The organism is Maricaulis maris (assembly GCF_036322705.1).
In the GTDB taxonomy this organism is placed as follows: Bacteria; Pseudomonadota; Alphaproteobacteria; order Caulobacterales; family Maricaulaceae; genus Maricaulis; species Maricaulis maris_B.
Map to the genome: position 1 here is coordinate 932007 of NZ_AP027270.1, position 24378 is coordinate 956384.

Consider the following 24378-nt stretch of genomic DNA (forward strand, 5'->3'; position numbering starts at 1 on the left):
CGGTGTCAGCTGTCAGTCCCGGCGGCCTGTTTCGCCTTGAACGCGGCGATCTGTTCGGGTGTAGCCTCGCCCTGATATCGGGCTTTCCATTCCGCCGGCGGCATGCCGTAGATGCGTTCGCGGGCCTGGTCCCGGGTGACCTCGATGCCGCGTTCCGAGGCCGCTTCCCGCCACCAGTCGCCGAGGCAGTTGCGGCAAAAGTCCGCGAGCAACATCAGCTCGATATTCTGCACTTCCTTGTGCGCATCAAGATGGGCGACAAGGCGACGGAAGGCCGCGGCATCGAGGGCGGTCCGTTCGGTCTCGGTGATGTTCTCGGGCAGGGTCATGGCTGAGGCGCTCCGGCGTGTCTGTGACGCATAGCTAGCATGAGGCGGGACGCGCTTGCCAAGCCTGACGCAGCCGCCTATGTCGCGGCCAAGCAGATCGGAGCCTGTCGGCGTGACCACCCCACTCAAACTTGCCATCTGGGATGTCGACGGCACGATCGTCGACAGTCGCCAGGTCATCCAGAAAGCCATGGACCGCGCCTTCAAGCGGGCCGGTCTGTGTGGCATTGATTACGACCGCACCCGGACCATCGTCGGCCTGGAGCTGGGCGAGGCCGTGGCCCGATTGGCACCACCGGACTATCCGGCCGAGAAGGCGGTCCAGCTTGCAACTTTCTACAAGGAAGCCTTCGTCGAACAGCGCGCCGAGCCCGGTTTCGAGGAGCCGCTTTATGATGGCGTCCGGGACACGATCGAGCGTCTGGTGGAACAGGGCTGGCTGATGGGCGTGGCAACCGGCAAGGCTCGCCGCGGGCTCGATATCGTTTTCGACCACCATGACATGCACCGCTATTTTGATACCTTCCAGACCGTCGATGGCGGCGCCGGAAAACCCCATCCCCGCATGGTGCTCGACGCGATGCGTGAGACCGGGACGGATGCCTTCCAGGCGGTGATGATCGGCGATACCAAATTCGACATGGAAATGGGCCGCAATGCCGGCGTCCATACGCTCGGGGTCAGCTGGGGTTTCCATACGCTCGACGAGATCGCCGAGGGCGGGGCGCACAGCATCCATCACGACTTCGCCGAACTCGATGCGGCGCTGGATGACTTCGCTGTCCAGGTTGACGAACAGGCGGCCTAGGAAACCGGGCGCGGGCGCCTGATTGCGCCTTGCTCCTGCTACCCCCGGTTGGTAGCTTTGCGACAAGTCGCGAGTCGGGGGTATTTCACGCGTGGGTACCAGCTCTGTCAGTGCTGAAACCCGATCCGCAGCGACCGGAAGCGTGTCCCAGGCGGCCCGTTTCAACGCGCTCAAGGAGCAGCTCGATCAAGCCGTCCAGACCCGCCTGGCCAAGGGTTATTGGGACCCCGGCCGGGACGTCGACGTGTCGGCTCATGACGAATTCCTGGCGATTTCCTGGCGCGGCAAGGCGTCCTACTGGGCAGCCCGCGCCTGGGACCGCAAGCTCAAACAACTCGACAAGGTCAGATCGTCTCTCCCCGAGGGAGCGCGCGTCGATCGCGAGAAGCAGCTGGACGATGCGGCGAAGGATATTCGCGACCGCTTCCAGCATCGGCATGACGGCCCTTATGCGCTGGAAAGCTTCGTCTTCTTCAAAACCTCCAACATCGCTCCACCGAGCTTGGTTCACATGGCCTCACACTGCGTGGAGGCGTTCCAGCAGGCCCCGCTCCACACGCATTTCGTGATCCATCGTTTCCAGGGAGTGGTGGACAAGGGCGAGGCCCTGCGGTTTTGCGCGTTTGAAGCCGAGCGCAAGACCCACCGCGATCCCACCGACCTTTGCAAAGGCCTGATCGAGCAGATTTTTCCCAAGGAGGCCCGCGTGTACAAGGACCCACCACCGCCGGGCTGTCCGCTCTGTGTCTTCCTCGCGGCGCTCGGCATATTGCTGACCCTGATCCTGGTCGGTGTGTTCGCCTATCCCGATAGCCGAAGTGCCGCGCTGGACTGGCTGGGTATTGCCAAGACCGATGAGCTGGACGGGGTTTCCGACCGGCTCGATGCACTCGAAGCCCGCTATCAGGCGCTGGAGCTGGAAGCGCAGCGGCCCGGATTGGTCGCGTCTTCGGACCCCGATGTGACATCCGGCACGGCCCTCGATCAGCCCCGTCCCGAGAGTGGCGATAGTGCCGAGGCCCGCGCACAGATCCTCGCCGAGCTGGCCGAGCTGCGCCAGGCCCTCGCCGACGCTGGTCGGCCGGTGCCGGATCGGGACCTGCCGCTGGGCCTGCCGCCCTGCCTGCCGGTCGTTGCCACAGGATCCCCGCATGGCGGCGCGCCCGGCTATCTCTATGCGATCTCGCTGGGCCGCGCCGGGATAACGCTTTCAGAGCCGACCGGCGTGCATGCGCTCTCGGCCGAGGACCGCGCTGATCCTGATTTCCCGACGACGTTGCCGCAGGCGTCATCGCCGCTTCCGATCCCGGTCTTCGAGGCGCTGGTGGCCCCGGTCTCTGCCCGGGCTGCCGCCGCCGGCTGTGCGCATTACGTGCTGCTGAGTGAGGATGAGACCGGCGGCTGGGCAGGCTATATCGCCCAGCGAGAGGCGGTCGAGCGGCATTTCTATGTCTATCGGCCGCGCCCCTAGCGACCGAGGCCTGATGTGACCTATGAAACCAAGCCCGGGGTGAAAATCCCGACGCGCGAGAACGCCCTGCCCAAACGCTTCTACGAGGCGGTGGATGTGGTGGAGCTCGAGGCCGGCTTCGCGGTTCACCTCGATGGACGCCCGGTCAAGTCGCCGGCGCGCCGGGCCCTGACCCTGCCAACCCGGAATCTGGCCGAGCTTGTCGCTTCCGAGTGGGCGGCCCAGGGCGAGCGCATCGACGCCCCGGCCATGCCGGCCACCCGGCTGTGCTTTGTCGCGATCGATCTGATCCCGGATGCCCGCGACGCGACCATCGCCGAGGTCACCAAGTATGCAACCACAGACCTGCTCTGCTTCCGGGCTCCCGAGCCGCCTGAACTGACCATGTCCCAGGCCGCGGCCTGGGATCCGATCCTGGCCTGGGCGGAGGAGACGCTCGGCGTCCATTTTGCTCCGGCGACTGGTCTGATGCCGATCGACCAGGATCCGGTCGCGCTGCAGCGCGTGATGCACCATGCCTCCGGGCTGGACACCTGGCGGCTGACCACACTGGCCCATGTTACCGCGGTGTGCGGGTCGGCGCTGCTGGGGCTGAGCCTGATCCATGGCCGGATCGATGGCGAGCAGGCCTTTGTGCTCGCGCACATCGATGAGCACTTCCAGATCAGCCAGTGGGGCGAGGATCATGAGGCCTCCGAGCGTCTGGCCCGGCTGCGCACCGAGCTCCGGACGATGGGTGAAGTCCTGCGTGCATTGGACGCGGCGCCGGACGCTTGATGACCGGTGTGATGGGTTTATCGTGCCATAACTTGATTTTCGGGAGACTGGACCATGGCTGACACCGCTCCGACCCAGGCTGGCAAGACCGGTCCCGGTGGCCTGCTGGACTTTGACGCCTTGCGTCATGCCAATTTGCGCACCGATCCCTACAGCTATTTCGTCGCCGAGGGGGCGCTGACGTCGTCCGAAGCGGCTGAGGTCCGGCGTGATTACCCGGCGATTGACAAGCCCGGCTATCTGCCATTGTCCAAGCTGGAAGCCAGTGGCGAGTTCCAGCGGCTGATGGAAGACCTCAACTCGGCCGAGCTGGCCCGGGTCCTGTCTGACAAGTTTGGCGTCGATTTCACCGAAAAGCCGCGCATGATCACCGTGCGCAAGGTGTCCCAGCTCTCCGATGGTCCGATCCACAATGACTCGAAGTCGAAGATCCTGACCATGCTGACCTATCTCAATGCCGAGTGGGATGGCACCGGGGCGGGCTGTATCCGGGTCCTCAACGGTCCCAAGGATTTCGAGGACTTCACCGAGGAAGTGCCGCCGTTGGCCGGCTATGTCTTTGCCTTTCTGCGGTCGGACAATTCCTGGCATGGCCATCTGCCCTTCGAGGGCGAGCGCTATGTCGTGCAGACGACCTTCCTGACCTCCCAGGAGGAGCTGGACCGCAAGGAAAATCGCGGCGGGCTGCAGTATTTCCTCAAGAAGCTGAACCCTTTCCAGTAGGGTGAGACTTGCCCATAATCGGGCGATTGATCATCCGGGGGGATAAGATGCGGTTTGGACTTTTGTTGGCGGCAGGACTTTCTGCGCTTGGAGTACTGGTCTCGGCGCCGGCGTCCGGGCAGGCCTATCAGGCCGGGCTCTATGACGGCCGCGACATTGCGGGATGGGCGTATTCGGAGAACGCTGCCGGCAATGCGGGCCTGCCGACCTGGCAGGCGGTGATCAATGGTCAGCCCCAATCCATCAATTGCAATATCAGCTTCCTGCCGCTCGAAGGAACGCGGGCCGAGTGGTCCGCCTATTTCGATAGCGCGACGCCCGCCAGTTTCGCGGCAGAGGTCCGGACGGGGGGCACCGATGTCACGGCGGTCTATCTGACCGAGTCGATCCTGTGGCAAGGCCGGCCGGCGCTGCGCAACCTGATGTCGGCCCGTCAGGACGGGACGATTTTCGAATTTCTGATGCTGTCGATCAGTGGCGCGGAACAGCTGACCACGATCACCTGCACCGCCGCCCAGGGCGAGTTATTGCCCAATCTGGATCGTTTTTACCGCTTCACCAATGCCATCACGGTCTACACGCGGGCTCCGGAATAGGGCGGCGTCGACCGTCGCCCGGCGGCACTAGATCGCGTGGACGGCCGCCCACTTGTCGAGGCGCCGCATGGCCTTTCCGGGCCAGTTGGACATGCGTCCGAGCGGGAGCGCCTGTGCATAGCCGTCGATGACCTGGCCCGTCTTGACCATGGCGTGAGCGATGGAGGGGCGCTCCAAATAGCCTGAGACGACGCCGAACCCGGCATTGGACAGGCGGCGCTTGAAGTCATAATCGCCCGACCCGAGATGGATCTGGTCGACACCGCGGGCCTCCAGGTAGCGGGCGATTTCCAGATAAAGGGTCAGGCCCGGTCCGAGCTTGGAAAATTCCGGCCAGTAGACCGGGAACCAATAGTGCAGCACGCGCTCCGAGCGCATGCCGAAATGGGCCGCCGCGAGCTCGCCATTGATCTCGATGGTCGACAGCATGCCGGCCAGCTCGGGGGTGTCGGTATCGAACAGGTCCTCGATCAGCTCGCGGACCCAGCTGGCGACGAAGACATCAAGCGCGCCGGTGCGGCGATACTGCTCGCGCTTGGTTTCGATCACGGCGCGGAAGGCTTCCGGGCGACGGTCATCGATCCGGAACACGACCTCATCGCCCATCTCGGCCAGCTTGCGCTGGCGGGCGCGGATATTGCGCATCGCCTTGGCATCGTCGCGGGCGCAGTCCTCAAGAAAGCTGTCATAGCCGCCTGACAGGTCGGAGACCCAGGACATCTCCGGCGCCGCGGCTGCGCGGCGCGCGAAGCTGGCCTGATCGGCGAGGGCGCCATGATAGCTGAAGACCCCGAAACCTGATCCGGCGAGCGCCGCCTCGATGTCGAGATCGGGCGTTGCGGTGATCAGCCCGTGATGGTCGCACAGCGGGCCGCCGATCGGGCGGGCCACGCCGGTCCGGGACATCTGGAGCGGCAGAAAGCCGGCGATTGTGCCGTTTCGGTGCAGGATGGCGATGCGGGTATCGTTGCGACGACGGGCGACGGCCTCGGTGAAGGCCAGGCTGAAATAGGGCGAGGCCAGTGACGGGTTCTGCGCACGAAAGTCCTGCCAGGCTTGGCGCTCAGACGCACCAATCCCGTCGATCGTCACAATATCCGTCCGCACTGCGTCACTGCTCATGCGCCATTCCCCGAGCCGTTTATCGCCCGGTCCGTGCAAGCGGCGCGCCGCTGCGGCCCTGTGACTGGCGCACCGGCTTGATTGCGCAAGCATTCGCGGGTCTGCTATCTGGCGAATAACAAGAATCCCGACGGGGGAAGGACCTGCGATGAAAGACGTGATCGAGCAGCTTGAAGCCAAGCGGTCAGCGGCCCGGATGGGCGGCGGTGAGGCGCGCATTGCGGCGCAGCACGGCAAGGGCAAGCTCTCGGCGCGGGAACGCATCGAACTCCTGCTCGACGACGGCTCCTTCGAAGAGTGGGATATGTTCGTCGAGCATCGCTGCGTCGATTTCGGGATGGCCGACAAGAAGATCCCGGGCGATGGCGTGGTCACCGGACACGGTACGATCAATGGCCGGCTGGTCTATCTCTTCTCCAAGGATTTCACGGTGTTCGGCGGCTCGCTGTCGGAGACCCACGCCCAGAAGATCGTCAAGATCCAGAAGGCGGCGCTGCAGAATGGTGCCCCGGTGATCGGCATTTTTGATGCCGGCGGGGCCCGCATCCAGGAAGGCGTCGCCTCGCTCGGGGGTTATGCTGACATCTTCCTGCAGAACACGCTGGCCTCCGGCGTGGTGCCGCAAATCTCTATGATCATGGGGCCGTGCGCCGGCGGCGATGTCTATTCGCCGGCCATCACCGACTTCATCTTCATGGTGAAGGACACCTCCTACATGTATGTGACCGGACCGGACGTGGTGAAGACCGTGACCAACGAGACCGTCACCCATGAAGAGCTCGGCGGCGCCTCCATCCATGCCAAGAAGTCCGGCGTCGCCGATGGCGCCTTCGAGAATGACATCGAGGCGCTGGTCCAGCTGCGCCGTCTGGTCGACTTCCTGCCGCTGTCCAATCGCGAGACCCCGCCCAAGCGCCCGACCCATGACGATCCGGATCGCCAGGAGCCCAGCCTCGACACGCTGGTCCCGTCCAACCCGAACAAGCCTTACGACATCAAGGAGCTGATCGAGAAAATCGCGGACGAGGGTGATTTCTTCGAGATCGCGCCGGACTATGCCGCCAATATCGTCACTGGTTTCGGCCGTCTCGACGGTCAGCCTGTCGGCTTCGTTGCCAACCAGCCGATGTCGCTGGCCGGCGTGCTCGACAGTGATGCCAGCCGCAAGGCCGGCCGCTTCGTGCGCTTCTGCGATGCCTTCAACATCCCGATCGTGACCTTCGTCGACGTGCCCGGCTTCCTGCCCGGCACCCGTCAGGAATATGGCGGGCTGATCAAGCACGGCGCCAAGCTCCTCTTCGCCTATGCCGAAGCCACCGTGCCCAAGCTCACCGTGATCACCCGCAAGGCCTATGGCGGCGCCTATGACGTGATGAGCTCCAAGCATCTGCGCGGCGACGTCAATTATGCCTGGCCGTCAGCCGAGATCGCCGTGATGGGGGCCAAGGGCGCGGCCGAGATCATCCATCGCAAGGATGCCGATGATCCCGACAAGATGGCCGCCCACGCGAAGGAATACGAAGACCGCTTCGCCAACCCCTTCGTCGCCGCCGGCCGCGGCTATATCGACGACGTGATCATGCCCCACAACACCCGCAAACGCCTGATCTCGGCGCTACGAACGCTGAAGAACAAGAAGGCGGAGAACCCGTGGAAGAAGCACGATAATATTCCGCTTTAGGGGGGCGGTGATACGAGGGCACACCGCATCTGCAGCAAGCGAATTCTTTTCCGGCCTCTCTGGCGTTTTCGACCGCAGCGCGATGACGTCCATAATTTGCCGCTGCTCCGGTTGGTCACCAGCTTGTCACCATAATTCGCTTGCCGGGCGTTCGCCGTATCCGCTTCTTGGCTGACAAGCGATCCATGGATCAAACGGCGCCTGCGCGACGATCAAACTCAAATCATTTCTCCCGGGCGAAGACCCGGGACCAACCGAACCCGCCCTGAAGCGCTGAGCCGCCTGTTGGTCCCGGATAGCGCTGGCGCGCTTCCGGGAAAAATGAGTGGAGTGCGAGGATAGGAGGGCTGTCGGTACATGCAGCGCAGCTGCGGGTGGATGGGGGAGCCGCAGACCATCTGACCTCAATGCCCCGCCGGCACTGAACCATCTCAACGCGCCGCCCATCCCCATTTCCGACAACCCGATAGACCAGCCGGTGCCTGCGATCGATCCGTCGTGACCACCAGGCTGTCCAGCAGGTAGTTGGTCTTCTGGATGGCCTCCCGTCCCGGAAACCGCAGGCAGTGTTCCATGGTGCGAAGGGGGGATACGTTTTTGTCGGCGAGATGCTTTCCCTCTCCCTTGGGAGAGGGGCAGGGTGAGGGGTAAATCCCGGTATTTCAGGGAGAACCCCCCTCATCCGCCCCTTCGGGACACCGTCTCCCGAGGGAGACGGAAGGGCTGCGCAAACGGGATAAAGTGCTCTTTCTTCCCCGCAGGGCGGGACGGTGGCCCGAGGCGCCGCCTCGGCTCGATGGGGCCGAGCGCAGCGAGGAACACCCGCTGCCGCCTGCGGCGTCACCCCTCCGTCTCGCTGCTCATACGGCGATCCACCTCCCCATGCTGTGGGGAGGAAACGCGCAGCGCGCCGCGCCTTGCCGTCATCTTCCCGGTCACGCGGTCCCGTGTACCCCCAGCATCATCGCCTTGATGTCGCCGCCGGTCCGGACGCTGAGATAGAGCAGGTAGCCGGACAGAAAGAGGATGCCGCCGAAAAAGGCGACCAGGCCCAGGGCCAGGCCGGGCCCGGTAAAGCCGTGGCGCCAGGCGGTCCACAGGCCGGACAGGATCAGAAAGCCGAGAAAGTCGAGATTGAACTGGCCGGGCCAGGCCATCGCGGCGATGTCGCCAAAGAAGACCGGCAGGAGATTGAGGCCGTGCTGGCTGATGGTGATCGCCGTGTAGACCGTGAGGGCAATCAGGAGACCGGCCAGCAGGCCGCGAAAGGCTGTCATGGGATCACTCCGTTCCGGGTTGGCTGGTCGGGCTGCGCCGTCGCCGGCCGCCACAGCGGACCCACGGCGACCAGCAGGACGAGGATGTTGAAGAGCGCGTTGGACGCATTGCCCGAGGCGATCGAACCGGCGCTGTCGAGGGCGAACCAGGCGATGAGGCCGGTCAGCACGGTCTTGCGCACGCCGTCCGGCGCGGCGTCATGCACCCAGACAGACAGGCACCAGATCATCACGCCCCAGCCGATCAGGAAGCCGCCGGTCAGGGCCGAGAGGAAATGGGTGTCGGCGTCGGCAAGGCGCGTTGCCCCATCGAGCGGCCAGCTGAGCAGGTCGAGGGTGAAACGCGCCGGTTCGCGTGTCGCGGTCATGCTGCCGAGAAAGAAAACCGGTCCGAAGGCCCCGACCACAACGGCGGTGATCTTCAGCCAGAATTTGTGAAAGGCCTGCGTCATGGTGCTCCCCGAAGCGCTGGTCCGAAACCGGGTTGTCCCCAGTATGGCGGCGACGGGGTGCCAGGCAATTACCTCCGGGATAGGGGGAGGGGGCTTGGTCTGGCGGGTGCCCCCGTCTCAGCGAGACTGGACGGCCTTGCCCAGCATCGCCGGATAGCCGCGGGTGACGCAGGCATAGCCCTCGTAATAGCCGCGCTCGCTCAACAGGCGGTGCAGACGCGGCAGGTTGTAGGGCGGGACGGCCGCGAACATGTGGTGTTCGAGGTGGAAGTTCACATTGTTCGGCGCGACCAGGAGGCGCTCGAGCACGCTTGCCAGCGTGGTGTGGGTGTTGAGGCGCGGCTCGGTGTCATGTCGGTTCGCCGCGACGCCGTGCTCGCCGATATTCCGCAGCCGCATGATCGCCGGATAGACGAAGATCCGCGCCGCCCACCACAGCGCATAGGCCCAAACCGCGCCGACCGCCGCGAGGGCGAGGACCAGCACCAGCTGGAAGACAAGGAAGGGGCGCTTCTGGCCCCAGTCCGGCTTGCGCCAGGCCATGATGAGGTCTCGGACCGCGGTCTGGCCGGTCAGGTCGCGCACGAATTTGCGGCGCAGGCTGTCACGGGTCACCGGATAGGCCTTGACGAGACCCTGATCAGGGTCCTGGTCGGTGCCGGCATGACGGTGATGGTTGAGGTGGTAGTCACGGTAGAGATCGAGCGGCACATCAACCGCCGCGCCACCAATCCAGCGACCGACAAATTCATTGAGAGCAGGGGTGCGGAACAGCGATTTGTGGGCGCAGTCATGCAGGACGATGGAGAGGGCGAGCTGGCGTCCGGCGATCAGCAGGATGGCGGCCAGCACGGTCAGCGGATTGGTCCACACGATGGCCAGGGCGAAGGCACCAGTGAGTAGCGCGAGATCGCCGCCCAGCATCAGCGCGCCCTGCCAGTTCGTGGTCCGCGACAGCTCCCGCAACGCGTCGCGGCTGACACAATCTGACAGCTTGCGCCCTGCGCCCCCGGGGCGCTCGGTCTGCGGGATGGTGGTGCCGCTTTTGGTCGGTGTCGTCATCATGATTGCCTCGGGCGGATCACCCGCCGGTTTGCTGTGCCCGCCTTCATCGTCGCGCAAAGACCTCGCTGGGGGAAGGGGCCAGGGTGGGGGAAGGGGCTAGCTCGCCGCCTTGCCCCGACCGGCAAAGATCAGTCCGACCACGAAGGTGACCAGCAGGACGCAGCCCAGCGGGTAAAGCGAATGAGCGAGGGCATTGCCCTCGGCCATACCGGCCAGCAGGGTCAGGGTGATGACCAGGCGCCCGCCGCGGATGCGGGCCCGGCTGAGCGGTTCCCCGCGGGCATCGCAGACGCTGGTCGGCGAGGGGCAGAGCAGTGTGGTCAACAGGCCGATGGCGACCAGGCCGCCAATGATGGCCATCAGCGCAGTCGAGGACCCCGGCGTCCACAGCAGCGCTGCGAAATCGCCTTCCAGCACGATCAACTGCCAGACCGTAAAGGACAGCGCGACGAGCGCCGCGATCAGGGTCAGCGTGCGTGAGCGGTCGAGCTGGACATCAATGGCAATGGCGACCGCAGCGACGACGCCGACCAACGCATAGCCCTCCGAGAAGACTGACAGCCCGGCGAGGATCAGTACCATCACCAGGTCGAGCGGCTTGGCCGGTTGTCCGACCGTGCGGTTGACCGTGCGCGCGGCCATCAGCGCAAAGGCGAGCGTCCAGACGGAGACGGGTAGCCCCATCACCAGCGCATAGAGGATGAGCGCACCCGAGGCGAAAGCGGTGAGATTGCGATCCGGGTCAGCTTCCCGACCCAGCGCCCAGACCAGGAAGGCGATGACCATGCCGTCAAGCCCGGTCAGGATGGCGTTCACAGTGCCGCCTCCCGCCGAGAGCCAGGCATGGATGCCCAGCCCGATACCGATCAGGGGCAGGGCAATCAGGACCGCGAGATTGGTCGGGTATTTCGCTTCCAGCGGTCTGGCGATCGAGGACAGGCGGTAGACGGCTTTGCTCATTGATCGATTCCTCTTTGCACCGGACACTAAGCCGAATCGCGGATATCGCCAGCCTTGGGGAAGAGTGGATGACCGTAGCCCTGCTTGTTTCGACCGGGATGGCCGTCTGGACCGTGCTGGTTCACATGATCGGTCTCGGCACCCTGCTGGCCTTGGCGCGACTGCGGACCTCGCGCATCGACCCGCACGGATCAATCCCGCGCCAGGCGCTCTTCATCCTGCTGATCGTACTGGGCCTGTTCGTTGTGCACGCGATCGAGATCTGGAGCTTTGCCCTGCTTTATCTTGGCGTCGGCGCCTTTTCGGATCTCGAGACCGCGCTCTATTTCTCGACCTCGACCTTCACCACGCTGGGCTATGGCGATGTGGTGATTGCCAGCGAATGGCGCCTGGTCTCGGCGATGGAGGGCTTCACCGGCTTTCTGATGATTGGCTGGTCGACCGCTTTCCTGGTCTCGATTGTCGGCAAGCTGCGCGCCCTTGAAGCCGACTGGCTGGACCGTCCCCGGGCCGATGACAGGGCTGGCGACAGGGCTGGCGACTGGGCCGGGGACAAAGTCGACGGGCGGGGCGACGACTGAGGCGAGCCGCCGCGGCCGCTTGCCGCCTGCGCACAAGCCACGCTAAACCCGTGACAACCGTGCGGTATCCACCCGCACCCGGATCAAGGGGCCAGCATGTTCAAGAAGATCCTGATCGCCAATCGCGGCGAGATCGCGGTACGCGTCATCAAGACCTGCCGCCGTCTCGGCATCGCCACTGTCGCGGTCTACTCCGAGGCTGACGCCGACAGTCTTGCCGTCGAAATGGCGGACGAGGCCGTCTTCATCGGGCCGCCGGCGCCGGGCGAGAGCTATCTCGTGCTCGACAAGATCCTCGACGCGGTCAAGCAGACCGGTGCCGATGCGGTGCATCCCGGCTTCGGCTTCCTGTCGGAAAATCCGGCCCTGCCCAAGGCGCTCGAGAAGGCGGGGGTCGGCTGGATCGGCCCGAATATCCACGCCATCGACGCGATGGGCGACAAGATCCGCTCCAAGCAGCTTGCCGCCAAGGCCGGTGTCTCCACCATCCCCGGTGCCGACGGCGAGATCGCCGATGCCGATACCGCGCTCGCAGCTGCCAAGGCGATCGGCTACCCGGTCATGCTCAAGGCCTCGGCCGGTGGTGGCGGCAAGGGCATGCGGATCGCGCGCAATGATGGCGAGGTCAAGGAAGGCTTCAAGGCGGCCCGCAACGAGGCCAAGTCGTCCTTCGGCGATGACCGGATCCTGATCGAGAAATTCATCGAGGAGCCGCGTCATATCGAGATCCAGGTGATGGGCGACAAGCACGGCCACGTCATCCATCTCAATGAACGCGAATGCTCGATCCAGCGCCGCAACCAGAAAGTCCTGGAAGAGGCTCCGTCGCCCTTCCTCGACAAGAAGACCCGTGAGGCGATGGGCGCGCAGGCCGTGTCGCTGGCCGCTGCGGTCGACTATGACAGCGCCGGCACGGTCGAGTTCATCGTCGACAAGGACAAGAATTTCTACTTCCTCGAGATGAATACCCGCCTGCAGGTCGAACATCCGGTCACCGAGCTGACTACCGATGTCGACCTTGTCGAGCTGATGATCCGCTCCGCCTTCGGCGAGAAGCTGGGCATCAGCCAGCGCGATGTGCCGATCAAGGGCTGGGCGGTCGAGGCACGGCTTTACGCCGAGGATCCTTATCGTGGCTTCCTGCCTTCGATCGGTCGTCTCAAGCGCTTCCAGGAACCGGCCGAGGGCAAGCTCGGCCAGGGTACGCTGCGCATTGATGCCGGTGTTCGCGAAGGCGACGAGATCTCGCTCTTCTATGATCCGATGATCGCCAAGGTAATCGGCTACGGCAAGGATCGCGAGACCGCGATCGACACGCTCGCCGCGGCGCTGGACCGGCTCCATGTCGAAGGCCTGCAGTCCAACGCGCCCTTCCTATCGGCCGTGCTCGACGAGGCCGATTTCCGGGCCGGTCGCATTCATACCGGCTATATTGCCGAGCATTATCCCGAGGGCTTCCACGGCACGGCGCCGCGCGAGGAACAGCTGGTCGCGATGACCTGCGCTGCCGCTTTTGTGCACGAGACCTTCGTGCGCCGCGCGGCGCAGATCGAGGGCCGCATGCGCCCGGCCAGCGAGCCGGATATCCGCGAATGGGTGGTTCTGCTCGACAAGCGCCGCATCCCGGTCGAGATCGAGATGACCGGTCCCGGTCGCGCCTCACTCTGGGCCCCGTCGCTGGCCTCGGAAAGGCTCGAGATCGAAACCGCCTGGCGCGCCGGGCAGCACCTGTTCGAAGCGACCATCAATGGCGACACCATTGCCCTTGAGTTCGCGGACCGCACCGAAGGCTACCAGCTGCGCCATCGCGGTTTCTCGGCGACGGCCCTGGTCTGCACGGCCCGCGCCGCCGAGCTGCATGCCCTTCTCCCGGAGAAGGAAAAGCCGGACATGGCCAAGCTGGTCGTATCGCCGATGCCGGGCCTTGTGGTCTCGCTCGAGGTCGAGGTTGGCCAAACCGTCAAGACCGGCGAGCCGTTGGTGATCGTCGAGGCGATGAAAATGGAAAACGTGCTGCGCGCAGAGACCGACGGAACGATCAAGACCATCACGGTCGAACCCGGCGCCTCGGTTGCGGCCGATGAGCTCCTGGTGGAGTTCGAATAGCGCGAGACCGTTTGACCCTTGAAAGGGGACCCCGGATGGACTGGCAGTTTCTCCTGTTCAACCCCAACGGCCGGATCGGACCGCGGGATTACTGGATTGGTGTCGCGATCATCATCGGCGGGAATTTGCTGGCCGACGTTCTTCCCGTTCTTGGCGGGCTGCTCTGGCTGCTGCTGATCTGGGTCGGACTGTGTGTCTATGGCAAGCGCCTGCACGACGCCGGCCGCAGCGCAGCGCTGCATGCGATCCCGTGGGCCGTCAATTTCGTCATCATGGTGCTGGCCCTGATGATGCTCGGTGGCGCCATTCTGACCGCCATCATGAATGGCCGCGAGATCGGCCTTGGTCTGCTCCTGTCGGCCGGCGGCGGCCTGCTCTCGCTGGGGGCGCTGAGTGTGTTGGTGTGGGCCGGCTATACACTCTGGCTTGGCCTAGCGCTGGGCGATGCGGGTGACAATGCCTACGGACCGGGGCCCGCCCTCGACGGCGCGGCTGTGGTCCACGATCCGGATCCGCATGGCGTATCAGACGCGCCGGCGAATCCGCCGGCCGACCCGACAAATCCCGTCAACACGGATACGGCTACAGACACGGATACGGGCACGGCCCGTTAGGCCTGTTTCGTGTATGGGGCGAAATCCACATGGTGAATTCGCGGAATCCGCGTACCCTGTCAGCGCACATGACAGGGAGGGCCAACGCTATGTCGCTCAATGATTTCATTCTGCAACCCGCTGATGCCCAGCGGGTCCTGTTCGGATCCGCCGGAAAACTGGGGCCGAAGGCCTTCGCCCAGGGTCTGATCGCCATTGTTGTGGTCAATCTGCTGATCCAGTTCCTGACCCTTGTTCCGGGGCTTGGCCTGATTTTCGGGCTGATCGGGATCGTGGTCGGTCTGGCCTCGATCTACGCCTGGGTCTGTATTTATTCCAAGCGCTTCCATGATGCCGGCAAGTCCGGCTGGATGACGGTTGCCGCCATTTTCGGGGTGATTGTTGTCGCGCTCATCGTCAGCGCTGTCCTGATGCCGGTTTTCGGGGTCAGCCTGACCGCCAATGCCGGAATGATTGGCGGCACACCGGGCAGTGTGATGGCATCCAATCTCTCAAGCCTGATCGCCAATGCGGCGATCGGCTATTTCGTCTACCGGCTCTAGGCCAGCTGATGCCACAACACGCCGGACGCGGGACACGTTCGGTTCGAATCCTGCTTGAATGTGGCCGGTTCCCGGGTAGATACGGGGGCCGGCCCGTTTATGCCCGCTGTTTGTGCCTGCTTTTTGTAACCGCCGCTTGATCCAAGACCATCCCCTTGCCGACAGGAAGATTTTGATGAATCCGCTTGCCTTGCTCCTCCCGAACCACCGCGCGTCCGTCTCCGCTTTCGTGCTCGGGATTGTCATCCTGTTGGTGGTGGACGCTGTCCGGCTGTCCGTCGGGACCGGACCGGTACCGGGCCTGATTCCGCTGTTCGCGGTCTGGTTTGTCTGCTTCTCGCTGTTCGCCAACCGCCGCCGCCATGCCGGTCGCAGCATCGGTCTCGCTTTCCTGCCGGTGGTTCTGGCCATCGTGGCCAAGGGGATTGGCGCCATGGTGGGAGCGGGGATCGGCACCTATGAAGCCATGCTGACCTACGCGACCGAGCAGGGCGTGGCCGTTGATGACCAGGCCGAGATGACGGCAGCGCTGCAGGACCCTGGCTTTCAGACAGCCTTCCAGGACTGGCTGCAGGGCGATCTGGCCCGTACCCAGGCGCTGATTGACGCAACGACCTGGCCGTCCTTCATCGCCTTCTGGGTTGTCCTTGGTGTTTTCGCGATCTGGTTTTCGACCATGCACCGCAATGGCTCGGCCGCGCCTCAGTCCTGAGGCGGCCCCGCGTCCAGGACCGGTGCGTCGGCCCGGCTGACCGGTCCGAAGGCGTCGGTCCAGGCGATGTGCAGGGCGGTGTCGAAATCGTCCATGCTGACCGTGTGGCCCAGATCCGCCAGTGAGGTGACACCGTAGAGCGGGTTGGAAATCCCGCATGGCGTTATGCCGCTGAAATGGCTCAGATCCGGATCGACATTGAAGGCGATGCCGTGAAAGGACACCCAGCGTCGCAGGCGCACGCCGATGGCGGCGATCTTGTCCTCATGGCCGTTGGCGCGATTGACCCAGACCCCGACCCGCCCGTCGCGAATGCCGGCCTCGATGCCGAATTGCGCCGCGGCACCGATCAGCCAGGCCTCCAGTGACTGGATGAATTTGCGCACATCGCGACCACGCCGGGTCAGGTCGAGCATGACATACGCCACGCGCTGTCCCGGCCCGTGATAGGTGTATTCGCCGCCGCGACCGGTCTCGTAGACCGGAAAGCGGTCCGGCGCCAAAAGATCATCCGGCTTGGCGCTGGTGCCGGCCGTGTAGAGCGGCGGGTGCTCCAGCAGCCAGACCAGCTCGTCGGCCTCGCCGGCGGCAATCGCGGCTGCCCGGGCTTCCATGAAGGCGAGGGCGGGCGCGTAGGGCGTCAGACCGGGCGAAACCGCCCATTCGATGTTTTGCGATGTCATATCTTCAGGTCTTAACGCTGCGGAAACCGTATTGGCCAAACATCAGGCTCGCGGTGATGTTCCGCAAGTCCTGGAGTGCGACGTGAGTCAGATCAGTTCGGTGGAAGTGGAAATCTCTGTCCTGTTGGGCCGGTCGAAGATGCCGATCCAGCAATTCCTCCGCATGGGACGCGGGGCGGTGATCCCGCTCGATTCGGGCGAGGACGACCAGGTGTGGATCCTCGCCAACAATCATCCCATCGCCCGCGGCGACGTCGTCATACAGGGCGACCGCATTGCCGTGTCCATTACCGGACCCGCCGACGCCAACGAATTCTTCGCAGCTGCATAAAGGGTTGCATAAACCTCTTCACAAGGTGCGGGGATGTTGCTATCTCCCGCGCCTCCATGACGTGCGGTCGTGGCGGAATTGGTAGACGCGCAGCGTTGAGGTCGCTGTGGGGTAAAACCCGTGGAAGTTCGAGTCTTCTCGACCGCACCATGTCTCTCCTCAAGAGACACAATCCCCCGGAAATGATTGTCAGCCTGACACAGGGCTTAGCTGTCGTCGGCCTCGGAAGCTGGCGCGAGCACAGTGACCCTGTAGGCCGCTGACACGCAGGCAATGCTGACCAGCGAATAGGCGACCAGCAACAGGTTCACCGGCACCTCCTCCAGCGCGATACCCAGCCAGAACAGTGACGTGCCGATATCGTCAGGCAGGTCTGCAGGCGTGGTCGGAAGTTCGGCGGCAAGCCTCAGCATCAGCGCGTCGGCTCCGATCACCAGCGGAATGATCAGGGCGATCGAGGCCAGCGCGACCAGCCACAGGCTCACACTCAGTCCCAGCGAGACCGGAGCGGCGCGTCGCAAGGCGGTGCCGAACCAGTCCCGTCCGCCCAGCACGCTGGAGGGATAGATGAAGGACAAGCGGGCATACAGCGTGCTCAGCCAGATCGCCGCGACCCCGGACGCCAGCCCGGCCATCAGTCTCGGCGCCGCGCCGGTCAGCCCGGCGAGGTTTGCCAGCGCGATGCCGAGGGCGGCAAGGACGAAGACGGTCCCGACGGTGACGATCAGGCTCAGGCCAAGCGCGAGCGAGCGCACCAGGATGCGCCAGAAGCCGGTTTCCGGCATGTCAATTCCGACGGCCCGGGCGGGACGCTCCAGCATGATCCTGTGGCCGATGAAGATCAGGGCCGCGGCCATCCCCGTCTCAAGGAAACGGGTGGCGCTACCGGTCAGGGCATAAAACACGGTCATGCTGGTATAGGCGAGGGCAAAGCCGAGCCAGAGCAGGCTCAAGGCGCCGGCGCGCCGGGCCAGGGTGTCGACGGCAAGGCGCAGCACGGCGCCGCAGGTGATGCGGGGCTCGCGCGCGCCCAGCTGCGTGCTGCCCAGTATGAGGAGGACGAGCAGTGCGAGGGCACCGCCGATCGCGAGACCGATCAGAACCGGCAGGTTTTCTTCGCCTGTGATCGAGAACATGCCAGCCCCCACTTCCCCTGATAACCGTCTTAAAGCGTCGCTGATTCAGGTCAATGCGATTGAGGTTGTCCGGCGTCACGGGTAAGACTGGGGCAACAGGGTGTTCGCGTTTCCGGCCAGCGTCGCTCTTGATCACACCCCCAGGGAGGCATGGATGGGCGAAGCCGCTTTCGAAGACGACGTCCAACTCGATTCGCCCTCCCGGGCGGATACCGATGCGGGGTTCGTGACCAGTCTGCGGCAGGCGATCGCCGACGGTGATGGTGACCTGGTCCGGCGCATGGTGGCGCCGCTGCACGAGGCCGATATCGCCGACGTGCTGGAGCAGTTGTCCGCCAACCAGCAGGGCTTCCTCGCCGAACTGGCGCCCGACATCTTCACCGGTGAGGTCCTCGCCGAGCTGGAGCCGGACGCCCGCGAAGTCGTCATGGAGTATCTGGATACCGCGCATCTGGCTGCGGCGATTCAGGAACTTGATTCGGACGATGCGACGGAAGTCGTCGAGGAGATGGACGAGGAGACGCGCGCCGCCGTCCTCGCCGAGATTTCCGACAGTGAGCGCGAGGCGGTCGAGCAGAGCCTTGCCTTCGAGGACGAGACCGCCGGTCGTCTTATGCAGCGCGAATTCGTTGCGGCGCCGGAATTCTGGTCAGTCGGTCACGCGCTCGACCATATGCGCTCCACGGGCGAGGACCTGCCCGACAAGTTCCACGATCTCTTTGTCATCGACACCGGCTTTCGGCCGGTCGGCGAAATACCGGTCTGCCGTCTCTTGAGCGCACGCCGCGATGTTGCCCTGACCGATCTCATGGAGCCGCCGCGTATTCTCGTGGAACCGGAGACCGACCAGGAGGAGGTCGCCTACCTCTTCCGGAAGTATCACCTGGTCTCCGCGCCTGTGGTTGATTCGGCCGGTCGTCTGACCGGTATGCTGACGCTGGATGACATCGTCCACGTCATCCAGGACGAGAACAAGGAAGACATGCTCGCGCTCGCCGGCGTCAACGATGCCGGCCTGGCCGATACGGTCTATCGCTCGGTGCGCTCGCGGGCGCCCTGGCTGCTGGTCAATCTGGGCACCGCGATCCTCGCCTCCGGCGTGATTGCCCTGTTCGAGGGCGCGATCTCGCAGATCGTGGCGCTCGCCGTACTGATGCCGATCGTGGCCTCGATGGGCGGCAATGCCGGCACCCAGTCGCTCGCCGTTGCGGTCCGTTCGATCGCCGAGCGTGACCTGACCGCCGCCAATACCGTGCGGGTGGTCTGGCGCGAACTCGCGACCGGCATGGTCAACGGCCTTATCTTTGCCGTGGTCATGGCCTTGGTTACACTGGCCTGGTTCCAGGACTGGCGGCTCGCCGCCGTGATTGCGCTCGCCATGGTGCTGAACCTCGCCTGTGCGGGCTTGTCGGGTATCCTGATCCCGCTGGGCATGGTGCGGGCCGGGGCGGACCCGGCGGTGGCGTCGTCGGTCTTTGTGACCACGGTGACCGATGTCGTCGGATTCCTGGCTTTCCTGGGACTGGCGACACTCGTCCTGTTGTGATGATATCCGCGCCGGGGTCGCCAATCCCCGGCTAGTGAATGGTGAAGCTGTGCGTTTTTCTGTCCTGTTCCTGAGCCTGCTGGCTTTCCTGGGCTCACCGGCCGCCGGTCAGGGGGTCTGGGAGGCGGCGGCCCGTCTCGACGCGTCGCGGGCCGGCCTCGGCGTCGTCATCCATGATGGGCGTATCTATGCAGCCGGCGGTTCCGGTCTGACCGATCCGCGCGATGAATTCGAAAGCTATGACGCCGCGCTTGACCGCTGGTTCCCGGAAACCCCGCTGCCGCGCGGTCTGGAACGCTTTGGCATGACGGCGATCAATGACCGCATCTATGCCGCCGGCGGCTATGCCCGTGGCGAGGACGGTGTCGCCCCAAGTGCCGCTGTCTGGTCCTGGTCCTTCGCCGGCAATATCTGGCAGAGCGAAGCGGCCATGCCGGCGGCAAAGGCCGACCTCGCCCTGGTGGCGGTCGGCTCCTCACTCTACGCCTTTGGCGGCCTGACCGATGATGCCAGCGTGTTCGTGTTCGATCCCGAGGCACGCAGTTGGGAGACCATCGAGGCGCCGGCCGGCGTAACCCGGCGCGGCATGTCCGCGGCCGAGCTCGACGGCGTGGTCTATCTCGCCGGAGGCCGGCTGGACACAGAGACCGTGATCCGGGTCGATATCTATGATCCCGAGACGGACGCCTGGTCACGTGGGCCCGATCTGCCGGCGCCGCGGTCCGGCGCCGCCATTGCCGTCCTGGACGGGCGTATCCATCTGCTCGGCGGCCGTGGCGCCGATGCCCGCGAAACCCTGCAAACGCATCTGTCCTGGCAGCCGGGCGAAGCGGCCTGGCGCGAGGAGGCGATGTTGCCGGCCCCGCGCACCGGCGGCGGCGCGGCGGTCTTGAACCAGCAAATCTATCTGATCGGTGGCGGTTCCGGCGGCGGTTTTCTGGCCCCGTTCACGGCGCTCGACACGACGGATGTTTTTGATCCGGCGAGCGAATAGGGTCCCGGCGTCAGGCTTGCAGGGGGGAGGGCACGAACTGGCACGCCGTCCCGAAACGGAACACGCATGAAATCGCGAATGAACACTTCTCCGGCTGCCCGCGACCTGATCAAGCGGTTTGAGCCCTTCAGAGCGGACGCCCAGCAGGACGAGACGGGCCGCTGGGTCGTCGGCTATGGTCACCGAGCTGCCGCCAAGGCCGGTGTCCGTGTCACCGAGGACGAAGCGGCGTTGCTGCTCATCTATGATGTGATGCGCGCCGAGGAAGTGGTCGATGACAGCATTACCGGACCCCTGTCCCGCGGGCAGCGCGATGCCCTGACCTCCTTTGTCCACGATATCGGCGTTGACCGCTTCCGCGGCTCCGACGTGGCCCGCTACCTGTTCGAGGGCCGTGCCCGCGCCGCCGGCGAGGCGCTCGCGGCTTATGGCGACGGAATATCCGCGCGGCGCGAGGCCGAAAGCCGGCTCTTTCTCGACGCCCTTATGCCCGCCGAGCCCGGCAAGGCCCACAAGTCCGAACCGGTCGAGCTGGTCATCAAGATCGAACACCCGAGTGAGGAACGTATCCTGGAAGGCGCAGTCGCCGGTGAGGACGCGCCGTCGCCGCAAGCCTATTCCGACGATCTGCCGCCACCGCCGCCGCCGCCCGATGCCAGCCTGGCGCGTCGCCGCGAGGCGGAAGACGAGATTGCCCGCATCCTGGCTGCCGTCGAGGCCCTGCCTCCGGAAGTCCGTCAGGAGATTGGTGATGCCGGAATGGCACCGGTTGCCGATGCGGTTTCCGACATGCGCGGTGATCCGATCGAGGGGGCCTGGCAGGCCGTCGACGAGGACGTGCTGCAGCCCGAGACCCCCGCCGAAGAACCCGCCGACCCGGCCGTCGAAACCGTGGCTGCGGACGATCTTGAAGACGGTGTTGAGGCCGCTGCCGACGAGGCCGCCGCTGCCGATGCCGCTGCCGATGCCGATGCCGATCCGGACGCCGCCGCCGACCGCGTGATCGCGCGCATGGCAGAGCAGATCGAGGCCGGGCAGATCGAAGCCGATCAGGGCGAGGCCGTGGCGGAGGTGGTTGCCGTTGATCCGGCCCTGGTCGCCCCGGCGCCGCTTGAAGTCCCGGCTGAACCAACGCCGCGTACCGCTCCACCAGCGATCGGCGCCTTTGACCTGCCGGACGGCATGGGGCTCGGCTTTGTTCTTACCGGCGGCGCGCCGGCGCCGGTGGCCGAGCCGGCCCCACGCCCCGAGCTGCCCGAACACTATTCCCTTGCCCTGCCGACCGGTATGGGGCTTGGCTATGCCCTGACCCGGGTCATGGAAGGCAGTTTCCGCGTCGCACCGGAACCGGTCGAGCCGGAACAGGTCGCGGCCGATGACGTGGCCGCGCCGGAAATCGAGCCCGCGCCCCGGACCGAACCGGACGCCGAGGTGATCGAGCCGGAAGCGCAGCCCGACCCGGAGGCTCTGATCGCAGACGCCGAGGTTGAGACTGAAGCTGAAGCCGCTACCGATGCGCCCGCGGACCCGATTAATGACGGCATGCCGCCGCACCCCGCAGAAACGCCGGCCGAAGCCAGTGGCGCTGTGGGCGAGGTGGCCGGAGAGCCGGTCGTCGGCGAGCACGCGGCCGAGCATGTCGCTCTCGACGATCTCGAAGATGATCCGATGATGGCCGGTCATGACCCGATGGCCGATGAGGACGATGAATTCTCACCCCGTGACCTCGCCGCGGACGTGCACGAGATCGATGACCGCAATGTCTCGAAATCCGATGATGGACTGTGGACGTTCACGGCGGTCCTGGTCGCGGGCCTGTTCCTGGCCGGCTTTGGCAGCGTGCTCGCTGCGTCGGAGTGGGACTACATCATGGCCCAGCGCGAAATGACGCTGAACTTCGGCATGGCGCTCGCTGGATTTTTCCTCGTCATCGTTGCCGGATGGCAGCTGGCTTCGATTTGGCTGTCCAAGTTGAAACAAAAGGCCGGCAACTAGCTGTTTTGGCGCCAATCTGTTCCACGGCCCGCACGCGTCTCTCTTGACCCGGTCGCGGGCCGTGTTACATCGCGCGGCATGATACCGAACCAATATCCCTCGCTTGATTTCAACCTCGGTGACACGGCCGAAATGATCCGTGACACCGTCCGTTCCTTTGCCGCTGACGAGATCGCGCCGCGTGCCGCCGAGATCGACAAGAGCGACGTCTTCCCTGCCGACCTGTGGCAGAAGATGGGCGAGCTCGGTCTGCTGGGCATCACGGTCGGCGAAGAGGATGGCGGCACCGGGCTGGGCTATCTCGAGCATGTCATCGCGATGGAGGAAATCTCCCGCGCCTCGGCATCGGTCGGCCTGTCCTACGGCGCCCACTCCAACCTCTGCGTCAACCAGCTGCGCCGCTGGGGCAATGCCGAGCAGAAGTCGAAATACCTGCCCAAGCTGATCTCCGGCGAGCATGTCGGTTCGTTGGCCATGTCCGAGCCGGGCGCCGGGTCGGACGTCGTGTCGATGAAGCTCAAGGCCGAGCGCAAAGGCGACCATTTCGTCCTCAACGGTTCGAAAATGTGGATCACCAATGCGCCCGCCGCCAACACGCTGATCGTCTACGCCAAGACCGATACCAGTGCCGGATCGCGCGGGATTTCCGCCTTCCTGATCGAGCGCGGCATGAAAGGCTTCTCGGTTGCCCAGAAGCTCGACAAGCTCGGCATGCGCGGTTCGGAGACCGGTGAACTCGTCTTCGAGGACTGCGAAGTCCCGGTCGAGAACATGATGGGTGAGGAGGGCAAGGGCGTCGAGATCCTGATGTCCGGCCTCGACTATGAGCGCGCTGTTCTGGCCTCCGGGCCGGTCGGTATCATGCAGGCCTGCATGGACGTCGTGATGCCTTATATCCGCGAGCGCAAGCAGTTCGGCAAATCGATCGGCGAGTTCCAGCTGGTCCAGGGCAAGCTGGCCGACATGTATGTTCGCATGAATGCCACCCGCGCCTATGTCTATGCCGTGGCCCAGGCCTGCGACCGTGGCCAGACCACCCGCAAGGATGCCGCCGGCGCCATTCTCTACGCCGCCGAGGGCGCGACGCAGATGGCGCTGGATGCGATCCAGCTGCTGGGCGGCAATGGCTATATCAATGAATATCCGACAGGGCGCTTGCTGCGCGATGCCAAGCTCTACGAGATCGGGGCCGGCACGAGCGAGATCCGCCGCTGGCTGATTGGCCGCGAACTGTTCGACGAGACGAATTGATCTGCCCTCAGCCGGCATGACATACATAAGGCCCTGCCTCTGACCGAGACAGGGCCTTTTTCATGACGACAGGCAGGCAAGCTGCTAGCGTGTCAGCTAGGAGGTACGGTCCGTGAAGTCCGTCTCAGCACTAACAGTTGGCGCGATTTTGTTGCTCGGATGCTCGTCGGAGCCATCAAGCGCCCAGCCCGGCGCGATGGACCGCTTGTCGGCCTACGATACGATTGATGTCTGCCTCTATCGCGAGACGACACCAACCGGTCGCCAAACCTGTATCGGTGAATACCAGGCGGCCTGTGAGCGCTTGTCGCCGAACGGCGATACGACGGCCGGCTTGCTGCAATGTGCGGCGGAAGAATACGAAGCCTGGGATCGTTGGCTCAGTGACGCCTATCGCGATCTGCGCGAGGGCCTGCCCGAGCCGTCTGTGGCGCAACTGCGTGAGGCCCAGCGCAGCTGGATGGCGCATCGCGATCTCGACTGCGAGTTTATGGCCGGCCTTTACGCCGGTGGATCGCTGGAAAACGTCGAGCGTGCCACCTGCCAGGTCCGAAAGACCGCCGAGCGAGCAATCGAATTCATGCGCTGGGAAACGGCCTATCCAACCGACTGAGATCGCCCGTCTC

25 protein-coding genes and 1 tRNA gene are annotated in these 24378 nt (G+C 64.8%); 18 read left to right on the plus strand and 8 right to left on the minus strand.

The features are described from left to right. Positions 1 to 5: 5 nt before the first annotated feature. Positions 6 to 329: a DUF1244 domain-containing protein gene (locus tag AAA969_RS04240; RefSeq protein WP_338243963.1), complete on the minus strand. Its 324-nt coding sequence runs from the start codon at positions 327 to 329 to the stop codon at positions 6 to 8. 112 nt (positions 330 to 441) lie between these two features. Here AAA969_RS04240 and AAA969_RS04245 point away from each other — a divergent pair, with 112 nt between their 5' ends. The 5 genes from AAA969_RS04245 to AAA969_RS04265 all read left to right on the plus strand — a co-directional run bounded on the left by AAA969_RS04245 (position 442) and on the right by AAA969_RS04265 (position 4704). Continuing rightward, a complete protein-coding gene (locus tag AAA969_RS04245) occupies positions 442 to 1137 on the plus strand; it encodes an HAD-IA family hydrolase (protein WP_338243965.1) in 696 nt (231 codons plus the stop codon). Between the two features lie 91 nt (positions 1138 to 1228). Beyond that, positions 1229 to 2608, plus strand: a complete 1380-nt coding sequence (locus AAA969_RS04250; protein WP_338243967.1) for a hypothetical protein — start codon at positions 1229 to 1231, stop codon at positions 2606 to 2608. Positions 2609 to 2623: 15 nt separating this feature from the next. After that, positions 2624 to 3385, plus strand: coding sequence for an ATP12 family chaperone protein (locus tag AAA969_RS04255; protein ID WP_338243969.1), 762 nt, complete (start codon positions 2624 to 2626; stop codon positions 3383 to 3385). Between the two features lie 54 nt (positions 3386 to 3439). Continuing rightward, positions 3440 to 4108, plus strand: coding sequence for a 2OG-Fe(II) oxygenase family protein (locus AAA969_RS04260; RefSeq protein WP_338243971.1), 669 nt, complete (start codon positions 3440 to 3442; stop codon positions 4106 to 4108). A gap of 47 nt (positions 4109 to 4155) precedes the next feature. After that, positions 4156 to 4704 carry a hypothetical protein gene (locus AAA969_RS04265; RefSeq protein WP_338243973.1) on the plus strand — a complete coding sequence of 183 codons (549 nt, stop codon included), beginning with the start codon at positions 4156 to 4158 and terminating at the stop codon, positions 4702 to 4704. A gap of 27 nt (positions 4705 to 4731) precedes the next feature. Here AAA969_RS04265 and AAA969_RS04270 read toward each other — a convergent pair whose 3' ends face one another. Continuing rightward, positions 4732 to 5826, minus strand: coding sequence for a GNAT family N-acetyltransferase (locus AAA969_RS04270; protein ID WP_338243975.1), 1095 nt, complete (start codon positions 5824 to 5826; stop codon positions 4732 to 4734). Positions 5827 to 5974: 148 nt separating this feature from the next. On the opposite strand from AAA969_RS04270, the gene AAA969_RS04275 reads away from it, so the two are divergent. Further along, positions 5975 to 7507, plus strand: coding sequence for an acyl-CoA carboxylase subunit beta (locus tag AAA969_RS04275; RefSeq protein WP_338243977.1), 1533 nt, complete (start codon positions 5975 to 5977; stop codon positions 7505 to 7507). 935 nt (positions 7508 to 8442) lie between these two features. Here AAA969_RS04275 and AAA969_RS04280 read toward each other — a convergent pair. The 4 genes from AAA969_RS04280 to AAA969_RS04295 all read right to left on the minus strand — a co-directional run bounded on the left by AAA969_RS04280 (position 8443) and on the right by AAA969_RS04295 (position 11261). Next, the gene (locus AAA969_RS04280; protein ID WP_338243979.1) at positions 8443 to 8784 is read right to left on the minus strand and encodes a hypothetical protein; all 342 of its coding nucleotides are present in this window, start codon (positions 8782 to 8784) and stop codon (positions 8443 to 8445) included. Next, positions 8781 to 9236 carry a hypothetical protein gene (locus AAA969_RS04285; RefSeq protein ID WP_338243981.1) on the minus strand — a complete coding sequence of 152 codons (456 nt, stop codon included), beginning with the start codon at positions 9234 to 9236 and terminating at the stop codon, positions 8781 to 8783. Before AAA969_RS04285 ends, AAA969_RS04280 begins: the two co-directional genes overlap by 4 nt. A gap of 117 nt (positions 9237 to 9353) precedes the next feature. Then, positions 9354 to 10301 (minus strand): fatty acid desaturase family protein, encoded by a 948-nt coding sequence (locus tag AAA969_RS04290; protein ID WP_338243983.1) that lies wholly within the window; start codon positions 10299 to 10301, stop codon positions 9354 to 9356. A 96-nt stretch (positions 10302 to 10397) separates the two neighbouring features. Beyond that, a complete protein-coding gene (locus AAA969_RS04295; RefSeq protein WP_338243986.1) occupies positions 10398 to 11261 on the minus strand; it encodes a hypothetical protein in 864 nt (287 codons plus the stop codon). 68 nt (positions 11262 to 11329) lie between these two features. On the opposite strand from AAA969_RS04295, the gene AAA969_RS04300 reads away from it, so the two are divergent. From AAA969_RS04300 to AAA969_RS04320, 5 genes are all read left to right on the plus strand, one after another. Next, on the plus strand, positions 11330 to 11842 hold the full coding sequence (locus AAA969_RS04300) for a potassium channel family protein (RefSeq protein WP_338243988.1): 513 nt from the start codon (positions 11330 to 11332) through the stop codon (positions 11840 to 11842). 96 nt (positions 11843 to 11938) lie between these two features. Next, positions 11939 to 13948: an acetyl-CoA carboxylase biotin carboxylase subunit gene (locus tag AAA969_RS04305; protein WP_338243990.1), complete on the plus strand. Its 2010-nt coding sequence runs from the start codon at positions 11939 to 11941 to the stop codon at positions 13946 to 13948. Positions 13949 to 13983: 35 nt separating this feature from the next. Next, positions 13984 to 14562, plus strand: coding sequence for a DUF805 domain-containing protein (locus tag AAA969_RS04310; RefSeq protein WP_338243992.1), 579 nt, complete (start codon positions 13984 to 13986; stop codon positions 14560 to 14562). 89 nt (positions 14563 to 14651) lie between these two features. Beyond that, positions 14652 to 15104 carry a DUF805 domain-containing protein gene (locus AAA969_RS04315; protein ID WP_338243994.1) on the plus strand — a complete coding sequence of 151 codons (453 nt, stop codon included), beginning with the start codon at positions 14652 to 14654 and terminating at the stop codon, positions 15102 to 15104. 175 nt (positions 15105 to 15279) lie between these two features. After that, positions 15280 to 15816: a hypothetical protein gene (locus tag AAA969_RS04320; protein ID WP_338243996.1), complete on the plus strand. Its 537-nt coding sequence runs from the start codon at positions 15280 to 15282 to the stop codon at positions 15814 to 15816. Here AAA969_RS04320 and lipB read toward each other — a convergent pair. Further along, entirely contained in the window at positions 15807 to 16499 is a 693-nt protein-coding gene (lipB, locus tag AAA969_RS04325; RefSeq protein WP_338243998.1) for a lipoyl(octanoyl) transferase LipB, read from the minus strand. The genes AAA969_RS04320 and lipB overlap by 10 nt on opposite strands. A gap of 82 nt (positions 16500 to 16581) precedes the next feature. On the opposite strand from lipB, the gene AAA969_RS04330 reads away from it, so the two are divergent. Both AAA969_RS04330 and AAA969_RS04335 read left to right on the plus strand, forming a co-directional pair. Further along, positions 16582 to 16830, plus strand: coding sequence for a FliM/FliN family flagellar motor switch protein (locus AAA969_RS04330; protein ID WP_041637474.1), 249 nt, complete (start codon positions 16582 to 16584; stop codon positions 16828 to 16830). A 63-nt stretch (positions 16831 to 16893) separates the two neighbouring features. Then, positions 16894 to 16980 (plus strand) — tRNA-Leu (locus AAA969_RS04335). Positions 16981 to 17036: 56 nt separating this feature from the next. Here AAA969_RS04335 and AAA969_RS04340 read toward each other — a convergent pair. Then, complete coding sequence (locus AAA969_RS04340; protein ID WP_338244002.1) at positions 17037 to 17966, minus strand: hypothetical protein; 930 nt, start codon at positions 17964 to 17966, stop codon at positions 17037 to 17039. A 154-nt stretch (positions 17967 to 18120) separates the two neighbouring features. Between AAA969_RS04340 and mgtE the strand changes: the two genes are divergently transcribed. The 5 genes from mgtE (at position 18121) to AAA969_RS04365 (ending at position 24365) form a co-directional block, all read left to right on the plus strand. After that, positions 18121 to 19512, plus strand: coding sequence for a magnesium transporter (mgtE, locus tag AAA969_RS04345; protein WP_338244004.1), 1392 nt, complete (start codon positions 18121 to 18123; stop codon positions 19510 to 19512). Between the two features lie 49 nt (positions 19513 to 19561). After that, complete coding sequence (locus AAA969_RS04350; protein WP_338244007.1) at positions 19562 to 20506, plus strand: Kelch repeat-containing protein; 945 nt, start codon at positions 19562 to 19564, stop codon at positions 20504 to 20506. Between the two features lie 78 nt (positions 20507 to 20584). Then, complete coding sequence (locus AAA969_RS04355; RefSeq protein ID WP_338244010.1) at positions 20585 to 22501, plus strand: lysozyme; 1917 nt, start codon at positions 20585 to 20587, stop codon at positions 22499 to 22501. Positions 22502 to 22579: 78 nt separating this feature from the next. Continuing rightward, entirely contained in the window at positions 22580 to 23752 is a 1173-nt protein-coding gene (locus AAA969_RS04360; protein WP_338244012.1) for an isovaleryl-CoA dehydrogenase, read from the plus strand. A gap of 112 nt (positions 23753 to 23864) precedes the next feature. Continuing rightward, the gene (locus AAA969_RS04365) at positions 23865 to 24365 is read left to right on the plus strand and encodes a lysozyme inhibitor LprI family protein (RefSeq protein WP_338244014.1); all 501 of its coding nucleotides are present in this window, start codon (positions 23865 to 23867) and stop codon (positions 24363 to 24365) included. Positions 24366 to 24378: the final 13 nt, after the last annotated feature.